General features: G+C 63.1%; 20 protein-coding genes, 1 pseudogene and 1 riboswitch. Of the genes and pseudogenes, 11 read left to right on the top strand and 10 right to left on the bottom strand.

Features of this window, described 5'->3' with window-relative positions; genetic code table 11:
* Nucleotides 1-124 precede the first annotated feature (124 nt).
* Entirely contained in the window at nt 125-724 is a 600-nt protein-coding gene (locus IFT80_RS13875) for a peroxiredoxin (protein ID WP_122475170.1), read from the bottom strand.
* A gap of 233 nt (nt 725-957) precedes the next feature.
* On the opposite strand from IFT80_RS13875, the gene cysZ reads away from it, so the two are divergent.
* From cysZ to IFT80_RS13860, 3 genes and pseudogenes are all read left to right on the top strand, one after another.
* A complete protein-coding gene (gene cysZ, locus IFT80_RS13870; RefSeq protein ID WP_122795313.1) occupies nt 958-1686 on the top strand; it encodes a sulfate transporter CysZ in 729 nt (242 codons plus the stop codon).
* Nucleotides 1687-1941: 255 nt separating this feature from the next.
* A pseudogene (locus tag IFT80_RS13865) lies at nt 1942-2227 on the top strand (aquaporin); the annotation flags it as partial.
* A gap of 480 nt (nt 2228-2707) precedes the next feature.
* Nucleotides 2708-3895: a glycosyltransferase family 4 protein gene (locus IFT80_RS13860; protein ID WP_192137741.1), complete on the top strand. Its 1188-nt coding sequence runs from the start codon at nt 2708-2710 to the stop codon at nt 3893-3895.
* A 108-nt stretch (nt 3896-4003) separates the two neighbouring features.
* Here the strand turns inward: IFT80_RS13860 and IFT80_RS13855 are convergent, their stop codons facing one another.
* Nucleotides 4004-4489 (bottom strand): FKBP-type peptidyl-prolyl cis-trans isomerase, encoded by a 486-nt coding sequence (locus IFT80_RS13855; protein WP_122475177.1) that lies wholly within the window; start codon nt 4487-4489, stop codon nt 4004-4006.
* Between the two features lie 226 nt (nt 4490-4715).
* Between IFT80_RS13855 and pta the strand changes: the two genes are divergently transcribed.
* Nucleotides 4716-6812 (top strand): phosphate acetyltransferase, encoded by a 2097-nt coding sequence (gene pta, locus IFT80_RS13850; protein WP_122475178.1) that lies wholly within the window; start codon nt 4716-4718, stop codon nt 6810-6812.
* Nucleotides 6813-6822: 10 nt separating this feature from the next.
* Nucleotides 6823-7701 (top strand): acyltransferase, encoded by an 879-nt coding sequence (locus IFT80_RS13845; protein ID WP_192137740.1) that lies wholly within the window; start codon nt 6823-6825, stop codon nt 7699-7701.
* Between the two features lie 55 nt (nt 7702-7756).
* Here IFT80_RS13845 and IFT80_RS13840 read toward each other — a convergent pair whose 3' ends face one another.
* From IFT80_RS13840 to IFT80_RS13830, 3 genes are all read right to left on the bottom strand, one after another.
* Nucleotides 7757-8455, bottom strand: a complete 699-nt coding sequence (locus tag IFT80_RS13840) for an OmpA family protein (protein ID WP_122475182.1) — start codon at nt 8453-8455, stop codon at nt 7757-7759.
* A gap of 144 nt (nt 8456-8599) precedes the next feature.
* Nucleotides 8600-10474 (bottom strand): DUF1302 domain-containing protein, encoded by a 1875-nt coding sequence (locus IFT80_RS13835; protein ID WP_192137739.1) that lies wholly within the window; start codon nt 10472-10474, stop codon nt 8600-8602.
* A 112-nt stretch (nt 10475-10586) separates the two neighbouring features.
* Complete coding sequence (locus IFT80_RS13830; protein ID WP_122475185.1) at nt 10587-11216, bottom strand: LysE family translocator; 630 nt, start codon at nt 11214-11216, stop codon at nt 10587-10589.
* 147 nt (nt 11217-11363) lie between these two features.
* On the opposite strand from IFT80_RS13830, the gene IFT80_RS13825 reads away from it, so the two are divergent.
* The 3 genes from IFT80_RS13825 (at nt 11364) to IFT80_RS13815 (ending at nt 14202) form a co-directional block, all read left to right on the top strand.
* Nucleotides 11364-12323 carry a 2-hydroxyacid dehydrogenase gene (locus tag IFT80_RS13825; RefSeq protein WP_192137738.1) on the top strand — a complete coding sequence of 320 codons (960 nt, stop codon included), beginning with the start codon at nt 11364-11366 and terminating at the stop codon, nt 12321-12323.
* Between the two features lie 48 nt (nt 12324-12371).
* Nucleotides 12372-13367 (top strand): class I SAM-dependent methyltransferase, encoded by a 996-nt coding sequence (locus tag IFT80_RS13820; protein ID WP_192137737.1) that lies wholly within the window; start codon nt 12372-12374, stop codon nt 13365-13367.
* Between the two features lie 42 nt (nt 13368-13409).
* Nucleotides 13410-13527: riboswitch (yybP-ykoY riboswitch) on the top strand.
* Between the two features lie 90 nt (nt 13528-13617).
* Complete coding sequence (locus IFT80_RS13815) at nt 13618-14202, top strand: TMEM165/GDT1 family protein (RefSeq protein WP_122475190.1); 585 nt, start codon at nt 13618-13620, stop codon at nt 14200-14202.
* Between the two features lie 94 nt (nt 14203-14296).
* On the opposite strand, the gene IFT80_RS13810 is transcribed toward IFT80_RS13815, so the two are convergent.
* The 4 genes from IFT80_RS13810 to IFT80_RS13795 form a co-directional block, all read right to left on the bottom strand.
* Nucleotides 14297-15118: a M48 family metallopeptidase gene (locus IFT80_RS13810; RefSeq protein ID WP_122475191.1), complete on the bottom strand. Its 822-nt coding sequence runs from the start codon at nt 15116-15118 to the stop codon at nt 14297-14299.
* A 498-nt stretch (nt 15119-15616) separates the two neighbouring features.
* Nucleotides 15617-16237, bottom strand: a complete 621-nt coding sequence (locus IFT80_RS13805; protein WP_192137736.1) for an SOS response-associated peptidase — start codon at nt 16235-16237, stop codon at nt 15617-15619.
* Nucleotides 16238-16259: 22 nt separating this feature from the next.
* Nucleotides 16260-16520, bottom strand: a complete 261-nt coding sequence (locus IFT80_RS13800) for a putative signal transducing protein (protein WP_122475195.1) — start codon at nt 16518-16520, stop codon at nt 16260-16262.
* Nucleotides 16520-16702, bottom strand: coding sequence for a CPXCG motif-containing cysteine-rich protein (locus IFT80_RS13795; RefSeq protein WP_192137735.1), 183 nt, complete (start codon nt 16700-16702; stop codon nt 16520-16522). The genes IFT80_RS13800 and IFT80_RS13795 overlap by 1 nt, the downstream gene beginning before the upstream one ends.
* Before the next feature lie 130 nt (nt 16703-16832).
* Here IFT80_RS13795 and IFT80_RS13790 point away from each other — a divergent pair, with 130 nt between their 5' ends.
* On the top strand, nt 16833-17999 hold the full coding sequence (locus IFT80_RS13790) for a 1-acyl-sn-glycerol-3-phosphate acyltransferase (RefSeq protein WP_185795018.1): 1167 nt from the start codon (nt 16833-16835) through the stop codon (nt 17997-17999).
* A gap of 122 nt (nt 18000-18121) precedes the next feature.
* Nucleotides 18122-18328: a hypothetical protein gene (locus IFT80_RS13785; RefSeq protein WP_192054690.1), complete on the top strand. Its 207-nt coding sequence runs from the start codon at nt 18122-18124 to the stop codon at nt 18326-18328.
* A 76-nt stretch (nt 18329-18404) separates the two neighbouring features.
* On the opposite strand, the gene IFT80_RS13780 is transcribed toward IFT80_RS13785, so the two are convergent.
* The gene (locus IFT80_RS13780; RefSeq protein WP_122475200.1) at nt 18405-18998 is read right to left on the bottom strand and encodes a YajG family lipoprotein; all 594 of its coding nucleotides are present in this window, start codon (nt 18996-18998) and stop codon (nt 18405-18407) included.
* A gap of 180 nt (nt 18999-19178) precedes the next feature.
* Between IFT80_RS13780 and IFT80_RS13775 the strand changes: the two genes are divergently transcribed.
* Nucleotides 19179-19412: a hypothetical protein gene (locus tag IFT80_RS13775; RefSeq protein ID WP_192137734.1), complete on the top strand. Its 234-nt coding sequence runs from the start codon at nt 19179-19181 to the stop codon at nt 19410-19412.
* Nucleotides 19413-19416: the final 4 nt, after the last annotated feature.

The following is a 19416-nucleotide window of genomic DNA, read 5'->3' as shown; positions in this document are numbered from 1 at the left end:
TGACTGCCGGACGTTGGCGCCGATCCGGTGCGGCTGGAATAAAAAGGACTGGCAAGGCACCTTGGGGAAGGTTCAACGCCGCCAGCCCAGAAACTTGCCCGTGAAATCCAGGCAGGGTCAGCGCTTACAGGCTCTTGGCATTTCCAGCCAGGTAGTCGGCGACGCCCTGGGCATCGGCCTTCATGCCTTTCTGGCCCGGACGCCAGCCGGCCGGGCAGACTTCACCATGCTGTTCGGTGAACTGCAGCGCTTCGACCAGTCGTACCATGTCGTCGACATCGCGACCCAGCGGCAGGTTATTCACCACCTGGTGCTGCACGACACCTTGCTGGTCGATCAGGAACGAGGCACGCAGGGCCACGCCATCTTCGTGCTCGACGCCGTAGGCGCGGACGATCTCGTGCTTGACGTCGGCGACCATGGTGAATTCGACCTCACCGATACCGCCCTTCTCCACCGGCGTGCTGCGCCAGGCGTGGTGAGTGAACTGCGAATCGATGGACACCCCGACCACTTCGACACCCAGCTCGCGGAACTTGGCGATGCGGTTGTTGTGGGCGATGATTTCCGATGGGCACACGAAAGTGAAATCCAACGGCCAGAAGAACAGCACCACATACTTGCCACGCAGGGACGACAACTTGAAGCTGTCGACGATCGAGCCGTCGCCCAGTACGGCAGCGGCGTCGAAGTCAGGGGCTTGGCGGTTGACCAGAATGCTCATGAAGAACTCCTTGGAAGCGAAGATGGGAAAGGGTTGAAATTCGATGTGTCCAAGCTTAACGAGGTGGGCCCGATTAGGGAAATACCCTTTGGCAATCCAACCCATAGCCCTCGTCTATACGCGAACGGGCCATTCGTGCAGAGCACGCAAGGTTGTTACCGGCCATTGCCGTGGTTTCCGAGCGTCGGCAAAGCCGGTACTGTCAGCACGTTTCCCCTGTCTCGGAGTTGTCCATGCCTGTCCCTGCACTGTCCGGCCCGCAATACCTGCGCGAGGGCCTGAAAATGGTCTTGTCTCCCGGGCTGCGGCTGTTTGTACTGCTGCCATTGAGCATCAACCTGGTGCTGTTCGTTGGCCTGATCTACTTCGCCGGCCACCTGTTCAGCGGGTGGGTCGACCACTTGATCCAGAGCCTGCCCAACTGGCTGGGTTTCCTCAGCTTCATACTCTGGCCGCTGTTTGCAGTGCTCGTAGCCTTCATGGTGTTCTTCAGCTTCACCATGCTGGCCAACATCATCGCCGCCCCTTTCAACGGTTTTCTCTCCGAGAAGGTCGAGGTGGTCGCGCGGGGCAAGGACGACTTCCCTGCCTTCCGCTGGACCGAACTGTTTGAAATGATCCCGCGTACGCTGGCTCGCGAAGCGCGCAAGCTCGGCTATTTCCTGCCGCGCGCCCTGGCGCTGTTCGTGCTGTCGTTCATCCCGATGCTCAATATCATTGCCGCCCCTCTGTGGTTGCTGTTCGGGGTCTGGATGATGGCTATCCAATACATCGACTACCCCGCCGACAACCACAAGATGAGTTGGCAGGACATGCTCGCCTGGCTGCGGCAGAAGCGCTGGCGCAGCCTCAGTTTCGGCGGCATCGTTTACCTGGCACTGCTGATCCCGGGAGTAAACGTTTTGATGATGCCTGCAGCGGTGGCAGGCGCGACATTGTTCTGGGTGCGCGAGCGACAATAAGTCTTTGGCGATAACCACTGGTCGTTAATGATTACGACCAGTTCATAATCGACTATTCTACCTCTACCCAGAAACGTTTGCGTCATTGCCAAACGCCTGACACGTTTCTTCAGTTCTTTCCAGCCACGCCGCGCACAGCGGTTGGCAACGGTAACATCCAACTGCCTTACATCGCGCCTTCAAGATGTAACCTGTGCATTCCAGTAGTCAGGTTGATTTGCAACTATCACCTTGAACTACTGGAGCATCATCAATATGAATCGGAAACTGGCAGCTGAGTTCCTGGGCACATTCTGGCTTGTGTTCGGGGGGTGTGGAAGTGCCATATTCGCCGCCAAATTCCCGGAACTGGGTATTGGATTCGCGGGTGTGTCGCTGGCGTTCGGTTTGACTGTGCTCACCATGGCGTATGCGGTAGGGCCTATCTCGGGGGGGCACTTCAACCCTGCCGTCACCGTTGGACTGTGGGCCGGTGGCAGGATCTCTTCCAGTGAAGTATTGCCCTACGTACTGGCTCAGGTTGCTGGAGCGAGAGCCGCGGCAGCAGCGCTTTGGATGTTCTGGCTCGCGCCGATCATGGGCGGATTGATCGGAGGCTGGGTGGGCAGAGCCATGGGCGAGAAAAATGATCTGAAGATTCCCGCCCATGTGTAGGCTCGGTCGCTTCGTCATGAAACTCTATCAAGATACTGTACGCTTGCTCCCACGTCGCAATTGCAACCATCGCGAGGCTGTGATGATTCCGACTTTTTCCGCTGATAAACGACTGAAGCACTGGCATGTTTCCTGGCATATCATGGAACGTGAAATCTTTTGCGTCGAGTGCGGCGGATTGCAAACGTATTCAACCTCTTCTCAGCCTTTCAATTCGAATCACATGGCGAAATGCGCTAATGACAGTTGCGAGCCACAACATCCGTGGCAGGAATTACGCGAAATACTCTTCGACTGGAAACTTGAAGTCATAAAAACCTCATGAAAGCGCCACACTCGCGCAACACAACGCTTCGAAACTGAGCTGATGACAGCTCCCTCTCTGCATATCACTCTGGTTACCGAAACTTTCACCCCCGAGATAAACGGGGTCGCCAGTACGCTCGAGTATCTGTGCGAAGGGTTGCGCAGCCGCGGGCACCGAGTGGATGTGGTACGTCCGCGACAGGCACAGGACAGAGGCCTCGGCGACGATGTGATGTTGTGTCGCGGCTGGCCGATACCCGGCTATCCGGGGCTGCAGTGGGGCGAGTCGTCCGGGCGACGGCTGGTGCGGCACTGGCGCTCGAGGCGGCCCGATGTGGTGTATGTCGCCACACCGGGTCCACTGGGCTTGAGCGCACTGCGCGCGGCACGGCTGCTGGGTATCGTGGTGGTCAGCGGCTTTCATACCAACTTCCAGCAATACGCCGCACAAAGTGGGTTGGGGCTGTTGACGCGTGTGGTGACGCATTATCTGCGCTGGTTTCACAACCGTACGCACATGACCCTGGTGCCCAGCCACGGCCAACGCCTGGAATTGCAACGACGCGGCTTCGAGCGCTTGCATCTGCTGGCGCGCGGCGTCGATGGTCAGCTGTTTCATCCTGCGCGGCGCAGCCTGACGTTGCGCCAGAGTTGGGGACTGGCGGAGGGCGACCTGGCGGTGATCCATGTCGGGCGCCTGTCGCGAGAGAAGAATCTGGACCTGCTCGCGCGCACCTTCAGCCATCTGCAGGCGCAGTATCCGCAGCGCGTGATGAAGTTGATCGTGGTGGGTGACGGGGGGCGGCGAAGCAACCTTCAGCAAAGGATGCCCGAAGCGATATTCTGCGGGGCATTGCGCGGCGAGGTGCTGGCTGAACACTACGCCAGCGGCGATATCTTCGTGTTTCCCAGCCTTACTGAAACCTTCGGCAACGTGGTTCTGGAAGCGCAGGCATCAGGGCTGGCCGTGGTGGCCTACGATGAGGCCGCCGCCGCGCAGCACATTCGCCACGGGCACAGTGGCGCGCTGGCTATGCCGGGCGACGAGGCGGCGTTTCTCGAGGCTGCGGGCTGGTTGCTGGAAAACGAAGAGAACTTGCGGCGGGTTCGCCTCAATGCGCGCCGACATGCCAGCCGTCAGGGCTGGGCGGCCATTGTCGAGCAGTTCGAGAAGCAGCTGAGCGGTGCGTGCTACGTGACGTCTCCGGTGGCCCTGGCCAACACCGCAGCGCCCCTTCGCGGTCGCTGACCGCTCCTACAGGGGTAGCGATGTGGCGGGGCAAAAAAAGGGGCACGTCGTTGACGTGCCCCTTTTTTGCATCTGCGCCTGGCCGCTCGCAAGAGCGCCGTGCCCAGATCAGTGGTGATGACCACCCTCGCCATGCACGTGGCCGTGGGCGACTTCTTCCTGGCTGGCGTCGCGGATGTCGACGACCTTGACCTTGAAGTGCAGGCGCTGACCGGCCAACGGGTGGTTGCCGTCGACGGTGACGTCGTCGCCATCCAGATCGCGGATGGTCACGATCTGCATCTGGCCATCAGGCGCGGACGCGTGGAACTGCATGCCCACTTCCAACTCGTCGACGCCTTCGAACATGCTGCGCGACAAGGTGCTGACCAGCTCGGCCGCGTACTCGCCATAGGCATCTTCAGGCTCGATGGCGACGTCCAGGTCGTCGCCGACCTGCTTGCCGTCCAGCGCCTTTTCCAGGCCGGGGATGATGTTACCAGCGCCCTGCAGATAGACCAGCGGCGCGCCGCCGGCGGAGCTGTCGATAACCTCACCGGCGTCGTTGGTCAGGGTGTATTCGATGGAGACAGCCTTGTTGGCGGCGATCAGCATGAGGTAAGACCTTTTGCATAAGAATGTAGAACGACCAAGTGTAACCAAGGGATGGCGTGAAAGCGAACCCACTCGGCCAGCGGTCGACCGGACACGATGCGCGCGGCCATTGGGCCTTCTGCACGCATCTTGAGGTTATGACTGCCCACGGCGCGATTCGTTTCTACTTGCGGGCCGTGGCGTGATGCTTGTAGCGTGCAGCCCGAAGCTCACCCGAGAAGCTCGCATGCAAACATTTTTCATCGCGCCGACCGATTTTGGCGTCGGCCTGACCTCCATCAGCCTGGGGCTGGTGCGCACCCTGGAGCGCGCCGGCCTGAAAGTCGGCTTTCTCAAGCCCATTGCCCAGCCACATCCCGGCGATCAGGGCCCCGAACGCTCGACCGAACTGGTCGCCCGTACCCATGGCCTGCAACCTCCCAAGCCCCTGGGCCTGGCCCATGTGGAACGCATGCTCGGCGACGGTCAGCTCGACGAGTTGCTCGAAGAGATCCTGACGCTGTACCAGCAGGCCTGCGTCGGCAACGATGTGGTCATCGTCGAAGGCATGGTGCCCACGCGCCACGCCAGTTATGCGGCCAGGGTCAACCAGCATCTGGCGAAAAGCCTGGATGCCGACGTGATTCTGGTGTCGAGTGCCGAGAACGAAGTGCTCGCCGAGCTTTCCGGCCGGGTCGAGTTGCAGGCGCAACTGTTCGGGGGCCCGCGTGATCCCAAGGTGCTGGGCGTCATCCTCAACAAGGTCCGCACCGATGAAGGCATGGACGTCTTCGCCGCCCGTCTCAAGGAACACTCGCCCCTGCTGCGTGGCGGCGATTTTCGCCTGCTCGGCTGCATTCCCTATCAGGCCGACCTCAACGCCCCGCGCACGCGCGACGTGGCCGAGCTGCTCGGCGCCCAGGTGATCAACGCCGGTGACTACGAGCAGCGGCGCATGAACAAGATCATCATCTGCGCGCGCACGGTGCTCAATACCGTGCAGCTGCTCAAACCGGGGGTTCTGGTGGTCACCCCAGGCGACCGTGACGACATCATTCTGGCAGTGAGCCTGGCCGCCATGAACGGCATGCCCCTGGCCGGGCTGCTGCTGACCAGCGACACCCTGCCCGACCCGCGCATTCTCGAGCTGTGTCGGGGCGCCTTGCAGGCCGGCCTGCCGGTGCTGTCGGTGAGCACGGGATCCTATGACACCGCCACGCGCCTGAACCAGCTGAACAAGGAAATCCCCATTGATGACCGCGAGCGCGCGGAGATCATCACCGATTTCGTCGCTGGCCATCTGGATGCCCAATGGTTGCACCAGCGCTGTGGTACCCCGCGCGAACTGCGCCTGTCACCGGCGGTATTCCGCTATCAGCTGATCCAACGCGCGCAACAGGCCGACAAGCGCATCGTGCTGCCCGAAGGTCACGACCCCCTGACCATCCAGGCGGCCGCCATCTGCCAGACGCGCGGCATTGCACGCTGTGTGCTGCTGGCCAAGCCGGACGAGGTGCAGGCGGTCGCCAGCGCCCACGGCATCGCGCTGCCCGAAGGGCTCGAGATACTCGACCCCGACCTGATCCGCGGTCGCTACGTGGAGCCGATGGTTGCGCTGCGCAAGAGCAAAAGCCTGAACGCGCCCATGGCCGAGCAGCAGTTGGAAGACAACGTGGTGATCGGCACCATGATGCTGGCCCTGGATGAAGTGGATGGCCTGGTGTCGGGCATCGTCCATTCCACTGCCAACACCATCCGCCCGGCCCTGCAGTTGATCAAGACCGCGCCCGGCTGCAGCCTGGTGTCCTCGGTGTTCTTCATGCTGTTCCCCGATCAGGTGCTGGTGTATGGCGACTGCGTGATGAACCCGCACCCCAGCGCTGCGGAACTGGCAGAGATCGCCCTGCAGAGCGCCGACTCCGCCGAAGCCTTCGGCATTGCCGCGCGAGTGGCGATGATCAGCTATTCGAGTGGCAACTCGGCCAGTGGCGAAGAAGTCGAGAAGGTGCGTGAGGCCACCCAGTTGGCCCAGGAGATCCAGCGCGACCTGCTGATCGACGGCCCGCTGCAATACGACGCGGCCGCCAATGAAAACGTGGCGCGCCAGCTGGCCCCGGACAGCCGGGTCGCCGGCCGCGCGACGGTGTTCGTGTTTCCCGACCTGAACACCGGCAATACCACATACAAGGCGGTCCAGCGCAGCGCCGATTGCGTGAGCCTGGGGCCGATGCTGCAAGGACTGCGCAAACCGGTCAACGACCTGCCGCGTGGCGCTCAAGTCGATGACATCGTCTACACCATTGCCCTGACTGCCATCCAGGCCAACCGCACCATCGACCTCTAGGACCCTTCTCTTGAAAACGCTTACCGGCCTGTGCGCCGCGCTGCTGCTGGCGCTGAACACCCTCGTTTGCTGCACGCCGCTGTTCATCGTCAGCCTGATCAAGCTGTGCCTGCCGTTCGCGGCGGCGCAGCGTGTGACCGACGAACTGATGCGCCACATCCACGAAGCCTGGATTAGCAACAACAAGGCCTGGATGAACCTGCTCGGCGGTATCGGCTGGAAAGTCGAGGGCTTGCAAGGCCTGGACTACCAGCACTCCTACCTGGTGACCAGCAACCACCAGAGCTGGGTCGATATCCTGGTGCTGCAATACGTGCTGAACCGGCGCATTCGCCCGCTGAAGTTCTTCCTCAAGCGCGAGCTCATCTGGGTGCCGGTCATTGGCCTGGCCTGGTGGGCGCTCGGCTTCCCGTTCATGAAACGCTACTCCAAGGCCTACCTGGCCAGGCATCCGGAAAAGAAAGGCGAAGACCTGCTCACCACGCGCCGCGCCTGCGCCAAGTTTCGCGGCAAGCCGACCGCCATCTTCAACTTCGCCGAAGGCACGCGCTTCACCCCGGCCAAGCACGCGGCCCAGGCATCACCGTTTCGCCATCTGCTCAAGCCCAAGGCCGGTGGCATTGCTTTCGTGCTCGATGCCATGGGCGAGCAACTGCAGTCGATGGTCAACGTGACGGTGTTCTATCCCAAGGGCGCCCCCGGGTTCTGGGATCTGCTGTGCGGTCGGGTGGGCGAGATCCATGTGCTGTTCGAAGAGCTGCCGATTCCGGCGCAATTCATCGGCCACAGCTACGATCAGGACGAAGAGTACCGGGCACGCTTCCAGGCATGGGTCAACGCGTTGTGGACGCAGAAGGACGCGACGCTCGAGCGACTCGAGACACACTGATCACCCATGAAAAATCCCGCTGCCAGAGCGGGATTTTTCATGGCCGAAGCAGTGATTACTGCTGCGGGTACTGCTGGCCTGGAATCGGCTTGAGGTTGACTTCGACACGGCGGTTCTGGGCACGGCCGTTGGCGTCGGCATTGCTGGCGATCGGCTGGTCGGGACCTGCGCCGCGGACCGACAGGCGCGAGCCATCGACACCCTGTGAGGTCAGGTAATTGCTGACCGCCTGGGCGCGTTGCAGCGACAGGTCCATGTTGTGCTGGCGGCTGCCGGTGCTGTCGGTGTAGCCGACGATCTCGATGTTGTTCTCGTTGAACTGCTTGAACGAATTGCCCAGGTTGTTCAATGGCGAGTAGAAGCTGCTGGAGATGTTCGACGAGTCGGTGGCGAAGGTGATGTTGCCCGGCATGATCAGTTTGATCTGATCGCCCTGGCGCTGCACTTCGACCCCGGTGTTGGCCATGCTTTCACGCAGCGCGGCTTCCTGACGGTCGGCGTAGTAGCCATAGCCTGCCGAAGCGGCACCCGCCACGGCAGCGCCGATCAGGGCACCCTTGCCGCGGTTGTTGTGGTCGATGGCGGCACCGGCCACGGCACCGGCCAGTGCACCCAGCCCGCCATACTTGGCGGTCTTGCTGATGCCCGAAGAACCCTGGGCCTGGCCCTGGTTTTCATACGGATTCTGCGACGCGCACCCGGACAACAGGGCGATGGCAGCGGCGGCAGTGATCAAGCGACGCGAGGTAAACATGGGCAACTCCTACTACAAGGCGGAAATCTGCAAAACAGAATGCGGCGGGTCATGGACCTCTGACTGCTTTGGACGGCAAAACCTGGGAAAGATTCCCCAGACCGGGCCGACCAGGCTCGACGCCAGCGGCTTGCACAGTGCCGCTTAAAAATGCACGCCGAAGCTGAGTTCGACGAAGTCGCGGTCATCCACCGTGGTGTACTTGCCGTCGAAGAAGTTGGTGTACGACAGGCTCGCCGTGTAGGTGTTCTGGTACTCGGCGTCGAGCCCGAGGCTGACCGCCTTGCGACCTTCCTCGAAATTGCCGCCGGGGCTTGGCGAATAGCCGGACACATCGTGCGACCACGCCACGCTGGGGCGCAGGTCGATCCCAGGGAGCACACTGTTGTAGTCCCAGATGGCGCGCGCGCGATAGCCCCATGAAGTGCTGGTGGTGAAGCCGCCATCGGTGCAGTTGCGCGACAGATTACGGGTCGAGGCACCGGGACCTGCAGCGGCCAGGGTACCGGTGTTGAGGAGCGTTGCGCAGGTGTCCAGGCCATTGGTGGCGGGCAACGCACCGGGACCATGCACCGCATCGCGACCGTAGCGCCTGCGCGAACTGCTCTCCAGGCCACCGACATGGGTAACGCCCACCTCGCCCACCACGGTCAACCGATCTGCGCCCATGACCTGATCGAAGAAATGCGTCAGGGTGGTCTGCAGCTGGGTGATTTCCTTGCGGCGGTAGCCCTTCAAGTCTTGGCCGGGCGTGCCGTCGAGCAGCGACGCATTGCTGTAGGTGCCGCCCAGCGGGCGCACACCGGCATAGAGAATGTCGGTGGTGTTGAGCTGCACCGGTGCATTGGGCCGGTAGCTGACTTCGCCACTCCAGGCAGTACCGGTAGGCAGCGTGGTGGAAAAGCTCAGCCCGTAAAGACGAATGTCTTCGGGGTAGTCGTAGAAGTAGCTGGAATTGCCGGCCACCAGCAACGGCGCCAAAGCCCCGGCGCGCGACGCTGACGCATAGGTCGCGGTCGATGCGCCGGTGGCGTTGAACAGCGGCAGGCGGCTGTGGTAATTCATGAAGTAGGCACCGAACTCGGTGTCCAAAGGGTCGTAGTTGTAGTGCAGCGCCACGCCGAACTGGCCACTGTCGCGCGCATCGCGGTCCGCACCGCGGCGCACCAGCACCCCCTCTTCGTTGACATTCACACCGGCAGCGGCAAGCGCTGGAAGATCAGCGGCAGGCAGGCCCGAGCGCTTGCTCAGCAGGCGCAGATTGTCACTGCAGCCATCGGCGGCAACGTCTGCCCGGGCGAAGAACGTGCCGCAGTTGTCAGCCACCGTCTGGTCCCATTCGAGCTGGTAGAAGGCCTCGGCCGAGAGGTTGTCGGTCAGGCTCTGCGAGACGTAGAACAGGTTGACCGGGACCAGCCCTTCCTTGATCTCTGCACCGGGTCGGCGCAAGGCCGAGACGTCGATCGGGTTGAGGGCATTGATGCCATTCTGGATGAAGGTGCTCTCGCCCCAACTGACCACCTGCTTGCCCAGGCGAACGCCGCCTGGCTGATCGGCGAGGGCATAGTTGTGGTAGACGAACGCGTCGAGAAGCTGCGCGCCGGAGGACTGCGCGGCCTCCTTGCGGTGGACGTCGCTGATGTCCTTGAAGGGACGGCCTTCGTCCTTGAGTTCGAAGTCGTACCAGTACTTGCCGCGAATGAAGACGCCGCTGTCGCCGTATTTCAGTTCCAGGTCGTGCAGCCCCTTGAAGACCTTTGAAAAGGTTTCGCCCTTTTTGAAGTTCAAGCGACCGTCGTCGGCGGTCTGCGACAGGCCCGAGCCACCATTGTTGACGCCGATCAGGTTGCGGTTCGCCCCGGCCGTGGACCAGCTGGCGCCGACCGACAGCGCGGTATCGAACTGACCCTCGATTTCGCCGATGTTGAAGCTGACGGCAAGCGCCGGCCCGGCAAGCGTCGCCAGACCAACTGCCAGGGGTAATCTGGCCCGGCGACAGGACAGGTGTACTGAGTTCATCGACGCTGATCCATGTTCCGCTGTTCTCTGTTCGTTAGGGTGCTGGCAAGGGGCACTGCGCCGCCATTATAGCCAGCCAGAAGCGCTATCCGACGCCAGCGCGCGGCAGGTTTCAGCGTATTTCACTCAGGGCGATCTTCACCCCCAGCGCCACCAGCACCACGCCCATGGCGCGGTCGAACCAATGGCCCATGCGCGCGAAGCCTTCGCGCACCCGGCGCTGGCTGAACAGCATGGCGACCAGGCAGAACCACAGCGCCGTGGCCAGCGCCAGGTACACGCCGTAACCGGCCTGCACCGGCAGCGGCGTGTGCGGACTGATGACCACGGTAAACAGGGAAAGAAAGAACAAGGTGGCCTTGGGGTTCAGGCCATTGGTCATGAACCCGGCCACATACGCGCCCTTGGGCGTGCGCTGGACCGGCGCCGCGCTGCTGGCCTGCACGTCGACCGCGGCCGGCTTGGCGCGCAGGGCCTTGAAACCGATGTAGAGCAGGTACGCCGCAGCGGCCCACTTCAGCACATTGAACAGCACGATGGACTGGGACACGATCAGGCCGATCCCCAGCAGTGAATAGCCCACGTGGACGAAGATCGCCGTGCCCACCCCCAGCGCGGTCCACAGACCGGCCCGGCGTCCGTGGCTGACGCTTTCGCGCACCACCACCGCAAAATCCGGACCCGGGCTGGCCACCGCCAGCAAGTGGATGAAGGCAACGGTGAGAAATTCGGTCCAGTACATGACGGCAGGCTCCAGGCGCGGCAGATGCAAACACGGTGATTGCAAAAAACAGCCCCGGACGCTACCTCAGGTCAGCAGGCCAGGGCCACAAGATTTTCATCCAGCAGCTATGGTAGAACATCCACATCCCCTTCAAGAGGTTCACCCATGCCCGCTACCCGTGCCGCCTTCCTCGACTACAGCTCCCTGGACCTGGGTGACCTGGACCCTGCCGCGCTCAAGGCCTGCTTCGAAGACCTGCAGTTCTACCCCAGCACGACGCCTGCGCAACTGCCCGAGCGCCTGCGCGGCCTGAACGTGGTCATCAGCAACAAGATCGCTCTGGATGCCGCGACCCTGCAGGCCTGCCCGGACCTCAAGCTGGTACTGGTGTCGGCCACGGGCACCAACAACGTCGACCTGGAAGCGGCGCGCAAGCTGGGCATCACCGTGTGCAATTGCCAAGGCTACGGCACCCCTTCGGTGGCCCAGCACACCTTGATGCTGTTGCTCGCCCTGGCCACCCGACTGCCTGATTATCAGCGCGCCATCGCGGCCGGCAAATGGCAGCAAGCCAAGCAGTTCTGCCTGCTGGATTTCCCCATCGTCGAACTGGAGGGCAAGACCCTCGGCCTGCTGGGCCATGGCGAACTGGGCGGCGCGGTTGCCAGGCTGGCCGAAGCCTTCGGCATGCGCGTGCTGTCGGGGCAGATTCCCGGCCGCCCGGCACGCGCCGATCGCCTGCCGCTGCACGAGCTGCTGCCGCAGATCGACGCGCTGACCCTGCACTGCCCGCTCAACGAGCACACCCGACACATGATCGGCGCACCCGAGCTGGCGCTGCTCAAGCCCAGCGCCTTCGTGGTCAACACCGCGCGCGGCGGCATCATCGACGAGCAGGCCCTGGCCGATGCCTTGCGCCGCGGCCACCTGGGCGGTGCGGCCACCGACGTGCTCAGCGTCGAGCCACCGGTAGACGGCAACCCCCTGTTGGCCGACGACATCCCACGCCTGATCATTACCCCGCACAGTGCCTGGGGCAGTGTCGAGGCGCGCCAGCGCATCATTGGCCAACTGGCGGAAAATGCCACGGCCTTCTTCGCTGGCCAGCCCATCCGCAGCGTCTGAAACCGGCCCTGGTCTGCTAGAATCCGCGCTTTTGCCAGGAGCCCTCCCATGGACCCGCGCAGTGAAGTGCTGCTTCGTCAGGCCAACTTGTTTCAAGGTCAACTGCTGCTGGCCGGGCTGCCTGCCGACGACCTCTTCGGCCAGTTGCCGAACGCCGCCGGCTGGTGCTGGCATGCCGGCGACCAGGCAGCGCTGGACGCGCGCTTCGAGGGTCGCAGCCATTTCGGCGTCAACGTCCCCGAGACGGCGTTCGATGGCGCGGTGTTGTTCCTGCCCAAGTCCCGCGACCTGACCAGCTACCTGCTCAATGCCCTGGCCGCTCGGTTGCAGGGACGTGAGCTGTACCTGGTGGGCGAGAAGCGTGGCGGCATCGAGGGCGCGGCGAAGCTGCTGCATGCCTTCGGCAAGCCGCGCAAGCTGGACAGCGCACGGCATTGCCAGCTGTGGCAGGTGACTGTCGACCAGGCACCAGCGGCCGTGGACCTGGAAAGCCTGGCGCAGCACTATGAGCTGGAGATCGCCGGTGAGCCGTTGACCGTGATCAGCCTGCCGGGGGTATTCAGCCATGGTCGGCTGGACCGTGGTACCGAACTGCTGCTCGATCACATCGGTGGCCTTCCTCGTGGCCATCTGCTGGACTTCGGCTGCGGCGCCGGCGTGGTCGGCGCCAGTCTCAAGCGGCGCTACCCGGACAACCAGCTGACCTTGCTCGATGTCGATGCCTTCGCCACCGCCAGCAGCCGTCTGACCCTGGCGGCCAACGGGCTGGATGCCGATGTCATTACCGGTGACGGTATCGACGCCGCGCCACTGCATCTGGATGCCATCATCAGCAATCCGCCGTTCCATGCCGGGGTGCACACCAGTTACCACGCCGCAGAGAATCTGCTGGAAAAATCCAGCCAACATCTGAAAAAAGCCGGCGAACTTCGCTTGGTTGCCAATAGTTTCCTGCGTTATCAACCGCTGATCGAGGGCGCTTTCGGGCGCTGCCAGACGCTGTCCGAGGGGCGCGGCTTCAAGGTCTATCGTGCCATCAAATAGCCAAATCTTCGCTTGCCCTATCGTGATTGCCTAGGCAGAATCCGCACCGTCCTAGGGGAGTAGTCTCCCGCGAGCGCCAGCTCGCATGGCACGCGTCAACATACTTGGCCCTCAGGCCATGGCGCGTGCGACCCAGCGGCCGCACAGACGGCCCGGGTTTGACAAGACCTATGACACGCACACCTTACCCGGGGCGGGGAGGCTGTTCGTGTCATAGCCGTGTCGACCCGCCCCCATAGGAACGCTCCTGATGTTGGAATCCCTGCTTGTCCCTACCGGGCTGGTGGCCTTGGCCGAAATTGGCGACAAGACCCAGTTGCTCGCGCTGATCCTTGCGGCACGCTTTCGCAAGCCCTGGCCGATCATCGCCGGCATCGTCGCCGCAACCCTGGCCAACCATGCGGCGGCAGGTGCAGTGGGCGCCTGGTTCAGCGGCTTCTTCTCCGACGCCGCCCTGCACTGGATCCTGGCGGCAAGCTTCGCCGCGACCGCTCTGTGGACCCTGATACCGGACAAGATCGACGACGACGAAGCCAACACCGCGCGGCGCTACGGGCCGTTCATGACCACGCTGATCGCGTTTTTCATTGCCGAGATCGGCGACAAGACCCAGGTCGCGACGGTGATGCTGGCAGCGCAGTACCCGCACTTGCTGATGGTCATCATCGGCACCACGCTGGGCATGTTGATTGCCAATGTACCGGTGGTGCTGGCGGGCAATTTTGCCGCCGACAAGCTGCCGCTGACGCTGATCCGCCGGCTGGCCTCGGGGGCGTTTTTCATTCTGGCGTTCGTTGCGGTGTATCAGGCGATGAAGGTCAGCGGCTGGGTGTAGCTTAGCGGTGCGGCCTTCGCGGGCAAAGACCCGCTCCCACAGAAGATCTACTGTGGGAGCGGGTCTCTGCCCGCGAATCAGGCGCCGCGGTCCGTCAGGATTTCTTCGCCTGCTCGTACAACGGCATGACTTTGGGAATGGCCGCCTGCAGTGACGATATCCGGCTGGCTGAAGCCGGGTGTGTGCTCATGAATTCCGGTGGCGAATTACTGCCTGCTGCTGCCGTCATCTTGTTCCACAGGGTGATGGCGGCATTGGGGTCGTACCCTGCACGCGCCGCCAGCTCCAGCCCGAACAGGTCGGCTTCGTTCTCGTTGCCGCGGCTGTTGGGCAAGGTCAGGCTGTAGTTGACCACGGTATCGGCCAGCTTCAGGCTGTCTTCGCCCAGCCCCAGCAGCGCCCCTGCCCCGTTGCGGGCCATCTGGATGCCGTAGGCCTTGGACATCGACTCGCGGCCGTGCTCACGCAAGGCATGCGCGATTTCATGGCCCATCACGGCGGCGATCTCGTCGTCGGTGAGTTTCAGTTTGTCGATCAGGCCGGTGTAGAAAATGATCTTGCCGCCGGGACCGCAGTTGGCGTTGAGCTCGTCGCTCTTGATCAGGTTCACTTCCCATTGCCACTGTGCCGAATCCGGACGCAGCTTGGGCGCCTGGGCGATCAGCCGATCGGCGATCGCCTGGACGCGCTTGGCTTCGGCGCTGGTCTTGTCGAGCACGCCCTTGCCACTGGCTTCGGTCAAGGTCTGCTGGTAGGACTGGGCGTACATCTTGTTCACCTCATCGGTGGACAGCATGCTGAACATGTATTGCTTGCGCTCCACACCCACAGCGCCCGAGCTGGTGGTGTTGACGGCCTGACAACCGGCCAGCAGAAGGCTGACGGCCAAGGTGGCCGGAATGAAGAACTTGCCCATTGGGACTCTCCTGGGAAACCTGGCGGGTATCCTACACGGTGAGTATCGGACACGACACCTGCGCAAGCAGTCCGCCCGATGCACCGCGGTGCCCGTTTCGCGGCCACGGACCGCTCCTACGGTTGCACCGCGCGAACCCGTAGGAGCGGTCCGCGGCCGCGAACAGGCGACGCGGTCGGTACAGTTGCTCCGCGCGAACCCGTAGGAACGGTCCGTGGCCGCGAACAGGCGACGCGGTCGGTACAGTTGCTCCGCGCGAACCCGTAGGAGCGGTCCGCGGCCGCGAACAGGCGACGCGGTCGGTACAGTTGCACCGCGCGAACCCGTAGGAGCGGTCCGTGGCCGCAAACAGGCGACGCGGTCGGTACAGTTGCACCGCGCGCGCCCGTAGGAGCGGTCCGTGGCCGCGAACAGGCGACGCGGTCGGTACAGTTGCTCCGCGCGAACCCGTAGGAGCGGTCCGTGGCCGCGAACAGGCGACGCGGTCTGTGCAAAGACTCACGCCGGGGTCAGGCACTCCGGGGCATTGAGTTTGGGGTCGTTGACCAGATTGGCCAGCGGACGCTCGCGCAGAGCGGCCTGGGGCGCGGCGAGCAGCGACTGCAGGGCAGCCAGGGGCGTTGCTGGGTCCAGCCAGGCTGCCTGCCCGGCGGCATCGAGGATCAACGGCCGGCGCTGGCTCATGGCCGGCTGGGTTACCACCGCCGTGCTCAACCAGACCTGCTCCTGCACCGGATAGGCTTCCCAGATACCTGCGAAAAACAGCGAAGAACCCTCGCCTGGCGTCAGCCAGAAAGGCCGCTTGCGCACATTGCCCCGCCACTCGTAGAAGCCGTTGGCCGGAATCAGGCAACGCCGCAGACGCAAGGCCTCGCGAAACATCGGCTGCTCGGCCACCGTCTCGGCACGCGCATGGGCGGGGGTTCGCGACAGATCGGTCAGCCACGGCGGGGTCAGCCCCCAACGAGCCTTGGCCAGGGTCGGGCGTTCTCCCTCCCGACGCTGGATCAGCACCGAATCACCCGGGGAAATATTCCACTGCGCCTGCTGGCCTTCGGGAAAGCCCTCCTGCTTGGCGAAACCGGGGGACCAGCGAAACAAGGCAAAACGTCCACACATCAGGCAAAAACTCTTGAGGGGTCTAGCACAGCAGAACCCCGGGGAAACTGTCGGGCTCGTCGCCCGACATGGGCAGCGCGGCATTGTACTCACCGATCAACTGCCGTGCGTAATCGGCCTGCTCGTCGGCCACCAGCAAACCCAGCAGGCCCATCGCGGGCAGGTCGCCCATGCCGCCAACCAGATCCCGACCAGCCAGATGCACACCCACTCCTTCGTTCTCCAGCATGCCCAAAAGCATCTGCGCTTCGAGCAGGCTCGCAGGCTCGTAGATGCGCTGCATCACTCGTTCTCGCTGCGCACGTGCAGCGACCATTGCTCGCTGTCGGTGTGCAACGCGAACACAATGGGGCGGCAGCACACCGGGCAGTCTTCTATATAGTGCTGATCGCCACCCGACAGGTCGAGCACCGCTTCTGCCGGCTCTCCGCAATAGGGGCAATCGTAATCTTGGGTTTCCAGCATCGCGGCCTCCACGGCTCACTTGTGCGTATAATCGCCACTCTGTTTGCAGGCCGTTGGCTACATGGGCCCCTACCCTTTGCCCACAACCTTGCGCCTGTACCTTTACCTTAGCCGTTTCCAACAAGAGAGCATGATGGGCGAATTCGATGCCATCCGACCGTACGACGACGCCGAAGTACCTGCCGTTCTGGCACGGCTGCTCAGCGACCCGGCATTTCTGGATATCCTCACCCACTTCCGCTTCCCGCGTCAGGCCAAAACCTTCGGCTGGTTGCTCAAGCCGTTGATCGCACGGCGCCTGCGCCGCGAGTTCAAGGATGTCAACAACGTCGCCACCCTGCAGGACAAGGTCGAGTTCTACGTCGACCACACCATCGACCGCGCCACCGACGGTGTGACCTACACCGGTGTCGAGCAGTTCAAGTCCGGCAGTGCGTACCTGTTCCTGGCCAACCATCGCGATATCGTCATGGACCCGGCGTTCGTCAACTACGCCGTGTACCACGCAGGCCTGCCGACGCCGCGTATTGCCATCGGCGACAATCTGCTGCAGAAGCCTTTCGTCAGCGACCTGATGCGCCTGAACAAAAGCTTCATCGTTCATCGCTCGCTGGTTGGGCGGCGTGAAAAGCTGGCGTCCTACCAGCTGCTCTCGGCCTACATCAACCACTCGATCCGCCACGACTGCGCCTCGATCTGGATTGCCCAGGCCGAAGGCCGCGCCAAGGACGGCGACGACCGCACCGACTCGGCGATCCTCAAGATGTTTCACATGAGCCGCAAGGACGAGCCTTTCGGCGAAACCATCAAGGCGCTGAACCTGACGCCGGTGTCGATCAGCTACGAATACGACCCCTGCGATCAGGCCAAGGCGCGCGAGCTGTACATCCGTGCAACCAAGGGCGCCTACAACAAGGCACCTGGCGAAGACGACGTCAGCATTGCCCAGGGCATTACCGGCTACAAGGGCCGCGTGCACATCAACTTTGCCTCGCCCATCACCGAGTCGTTCGAAGACACCAAGCAGCTGGCCATGGAGATCGATCGGCAGATCCTGGGCGGCTATCGCCTGTTCCCGGTGCACTACCTGGCCTACGCGCAGTGGGCGGATGCCGATCCCGAGCTGCAGGTGCCTGTGGCAGCCGATGTATTTCCGGCCGCCGAGCTGGAAAAGGCGCGTGCCGAATGGCTGCGACGGCTGCGCGAGTGCCCGGTGGAACAACGACCGTTCCTGGTGGTGCAATACGCCACGCCGGTGCGCAACCAGTATCGCGTCAAGGCAGGGCTGCCGCTCTAGGGTCACTCTGGGGCATGGGGTGTCATGCGGCCGTCATGGGTCTGTCATGCGCCCTTCATGCACCCTTCATACAAAACAGGCATCGTGTTGCACCCTCACCCAACACGCTTCGGATGCCCGTCATGCTGCACGCCCTGAACCAGGATCGTCTCTACCACATTACCGCCAGCGACGAGCAGGAAGCCCTGATCGACGCCCTGGCGTTCAATGTCCAGGACCGACAGTGGCTGGTGTATTGCGCCTTAGGCGGTCATCAGCACGGTGACTGGCCCGATCTGGACCTGGGCACGGGCATCAGCGTGCTCGACTTCCACCTGCAGGCGGCCTGAAGCCTGCACGCAGTCGAATCCGGCCCATGAAAAAGCCCGCGAACATCGCGGGCTTTTTCATGGCTGGCAGAGGCTGTCAGAAATTGCTCTGGGACAGGGTCTGGCCGATGGTGGCGTCCTTGAACACGCGCGTCAGCGCATCGCTCAGCACATCGCTGACCAGCTTGGTGTTGGTTTCCTGGTTCGGCGCCATGCCGAAACGCTGGTTCAAGGAAGCGCCATAGCGGCCGCTGTAGTGGCGGCCACCGTTGGTCACGTCGGCCTTGAACGTGGCGCCGATGTTGGCCTCGGTGACGTACATCTTGTCCTTGGGCGACTGGTACTTGAGCTCGGCCAGGGTGATGGTCAACGTGGGTGCGCTGCCGTTGTTGCCGGTGGGCGTGAAGCCGAGCAGGCGCACGGCCGCTTCGGCCTGGGCCTGCAGCTTGGGCAGCACGTCGTTGGCGGCAACGCTGACCGCGCTGGTTTCCGGATACAGGCCGCCACGGGTGCCCAGGGTCGGCGAAGGTCGACCGTCGACCACACGCACGGCCACTGCCTGGCCCTGGCCAACGGCGGCGAACTGCGAGGTCAGGCGCGGCTGAGGGCTGAGTTGTTGCGGGCTGTTGGCACAACCGACCAACGTCAGACTGGTCACAGCGATCATAGCGAACAACAGGCGGTGCAACATGCGCATCTCTCCGGCAACGGGCAGTGGATAAGCCGCGAGTATAGCGGGGCCTGCGGGCAATGGACCAGCCATGAAACACGTGCAGGCCAGTGCGGTGCGGTCCGTGTCATCAGCCTGTCACCGTCGGCGGGCAGTATCGCGTCTACAGTCCACCGCACGCCACCACACGGAGAATCGCTCATGGGTTTTCTCAAGTCTCTGTTCAGCGCCAGCCAGCCCTACCGTTGCTACGTCGCGCTCGACCAGCAAGGCCTGTGCCGCGCCTTCAAGCAGTGCCAGCAGGCGCCCGTCGGCGAGGGTTGGGTCGAGGTTGGCGATATTCGCCCACAATGGCTGGGCCAGCCATTGCCTGCCCATGCCCGCGTCAGCTCCCGTGCCACGGGGGCTAGCGGGATTCGGGCCGTGCACGCCTGACCGG

Origin of the sequence: Pseudomonas sp. CFBP 8771 (genome assembly GCF_014841695.1) — a bacterium.
GTDB classification, from domain to species: Bacteria; Pseudomonadota; Gammaproteobacteria; order Pseudomonadales; family Pseudomonadaceae; genus Aquipseudomonas; species Aquipseudomonas baltica.
Note: the sequence above shows the minus strand (reverse complement) of the source record. Positions and strands in the feature narration are given on the sequence as shown.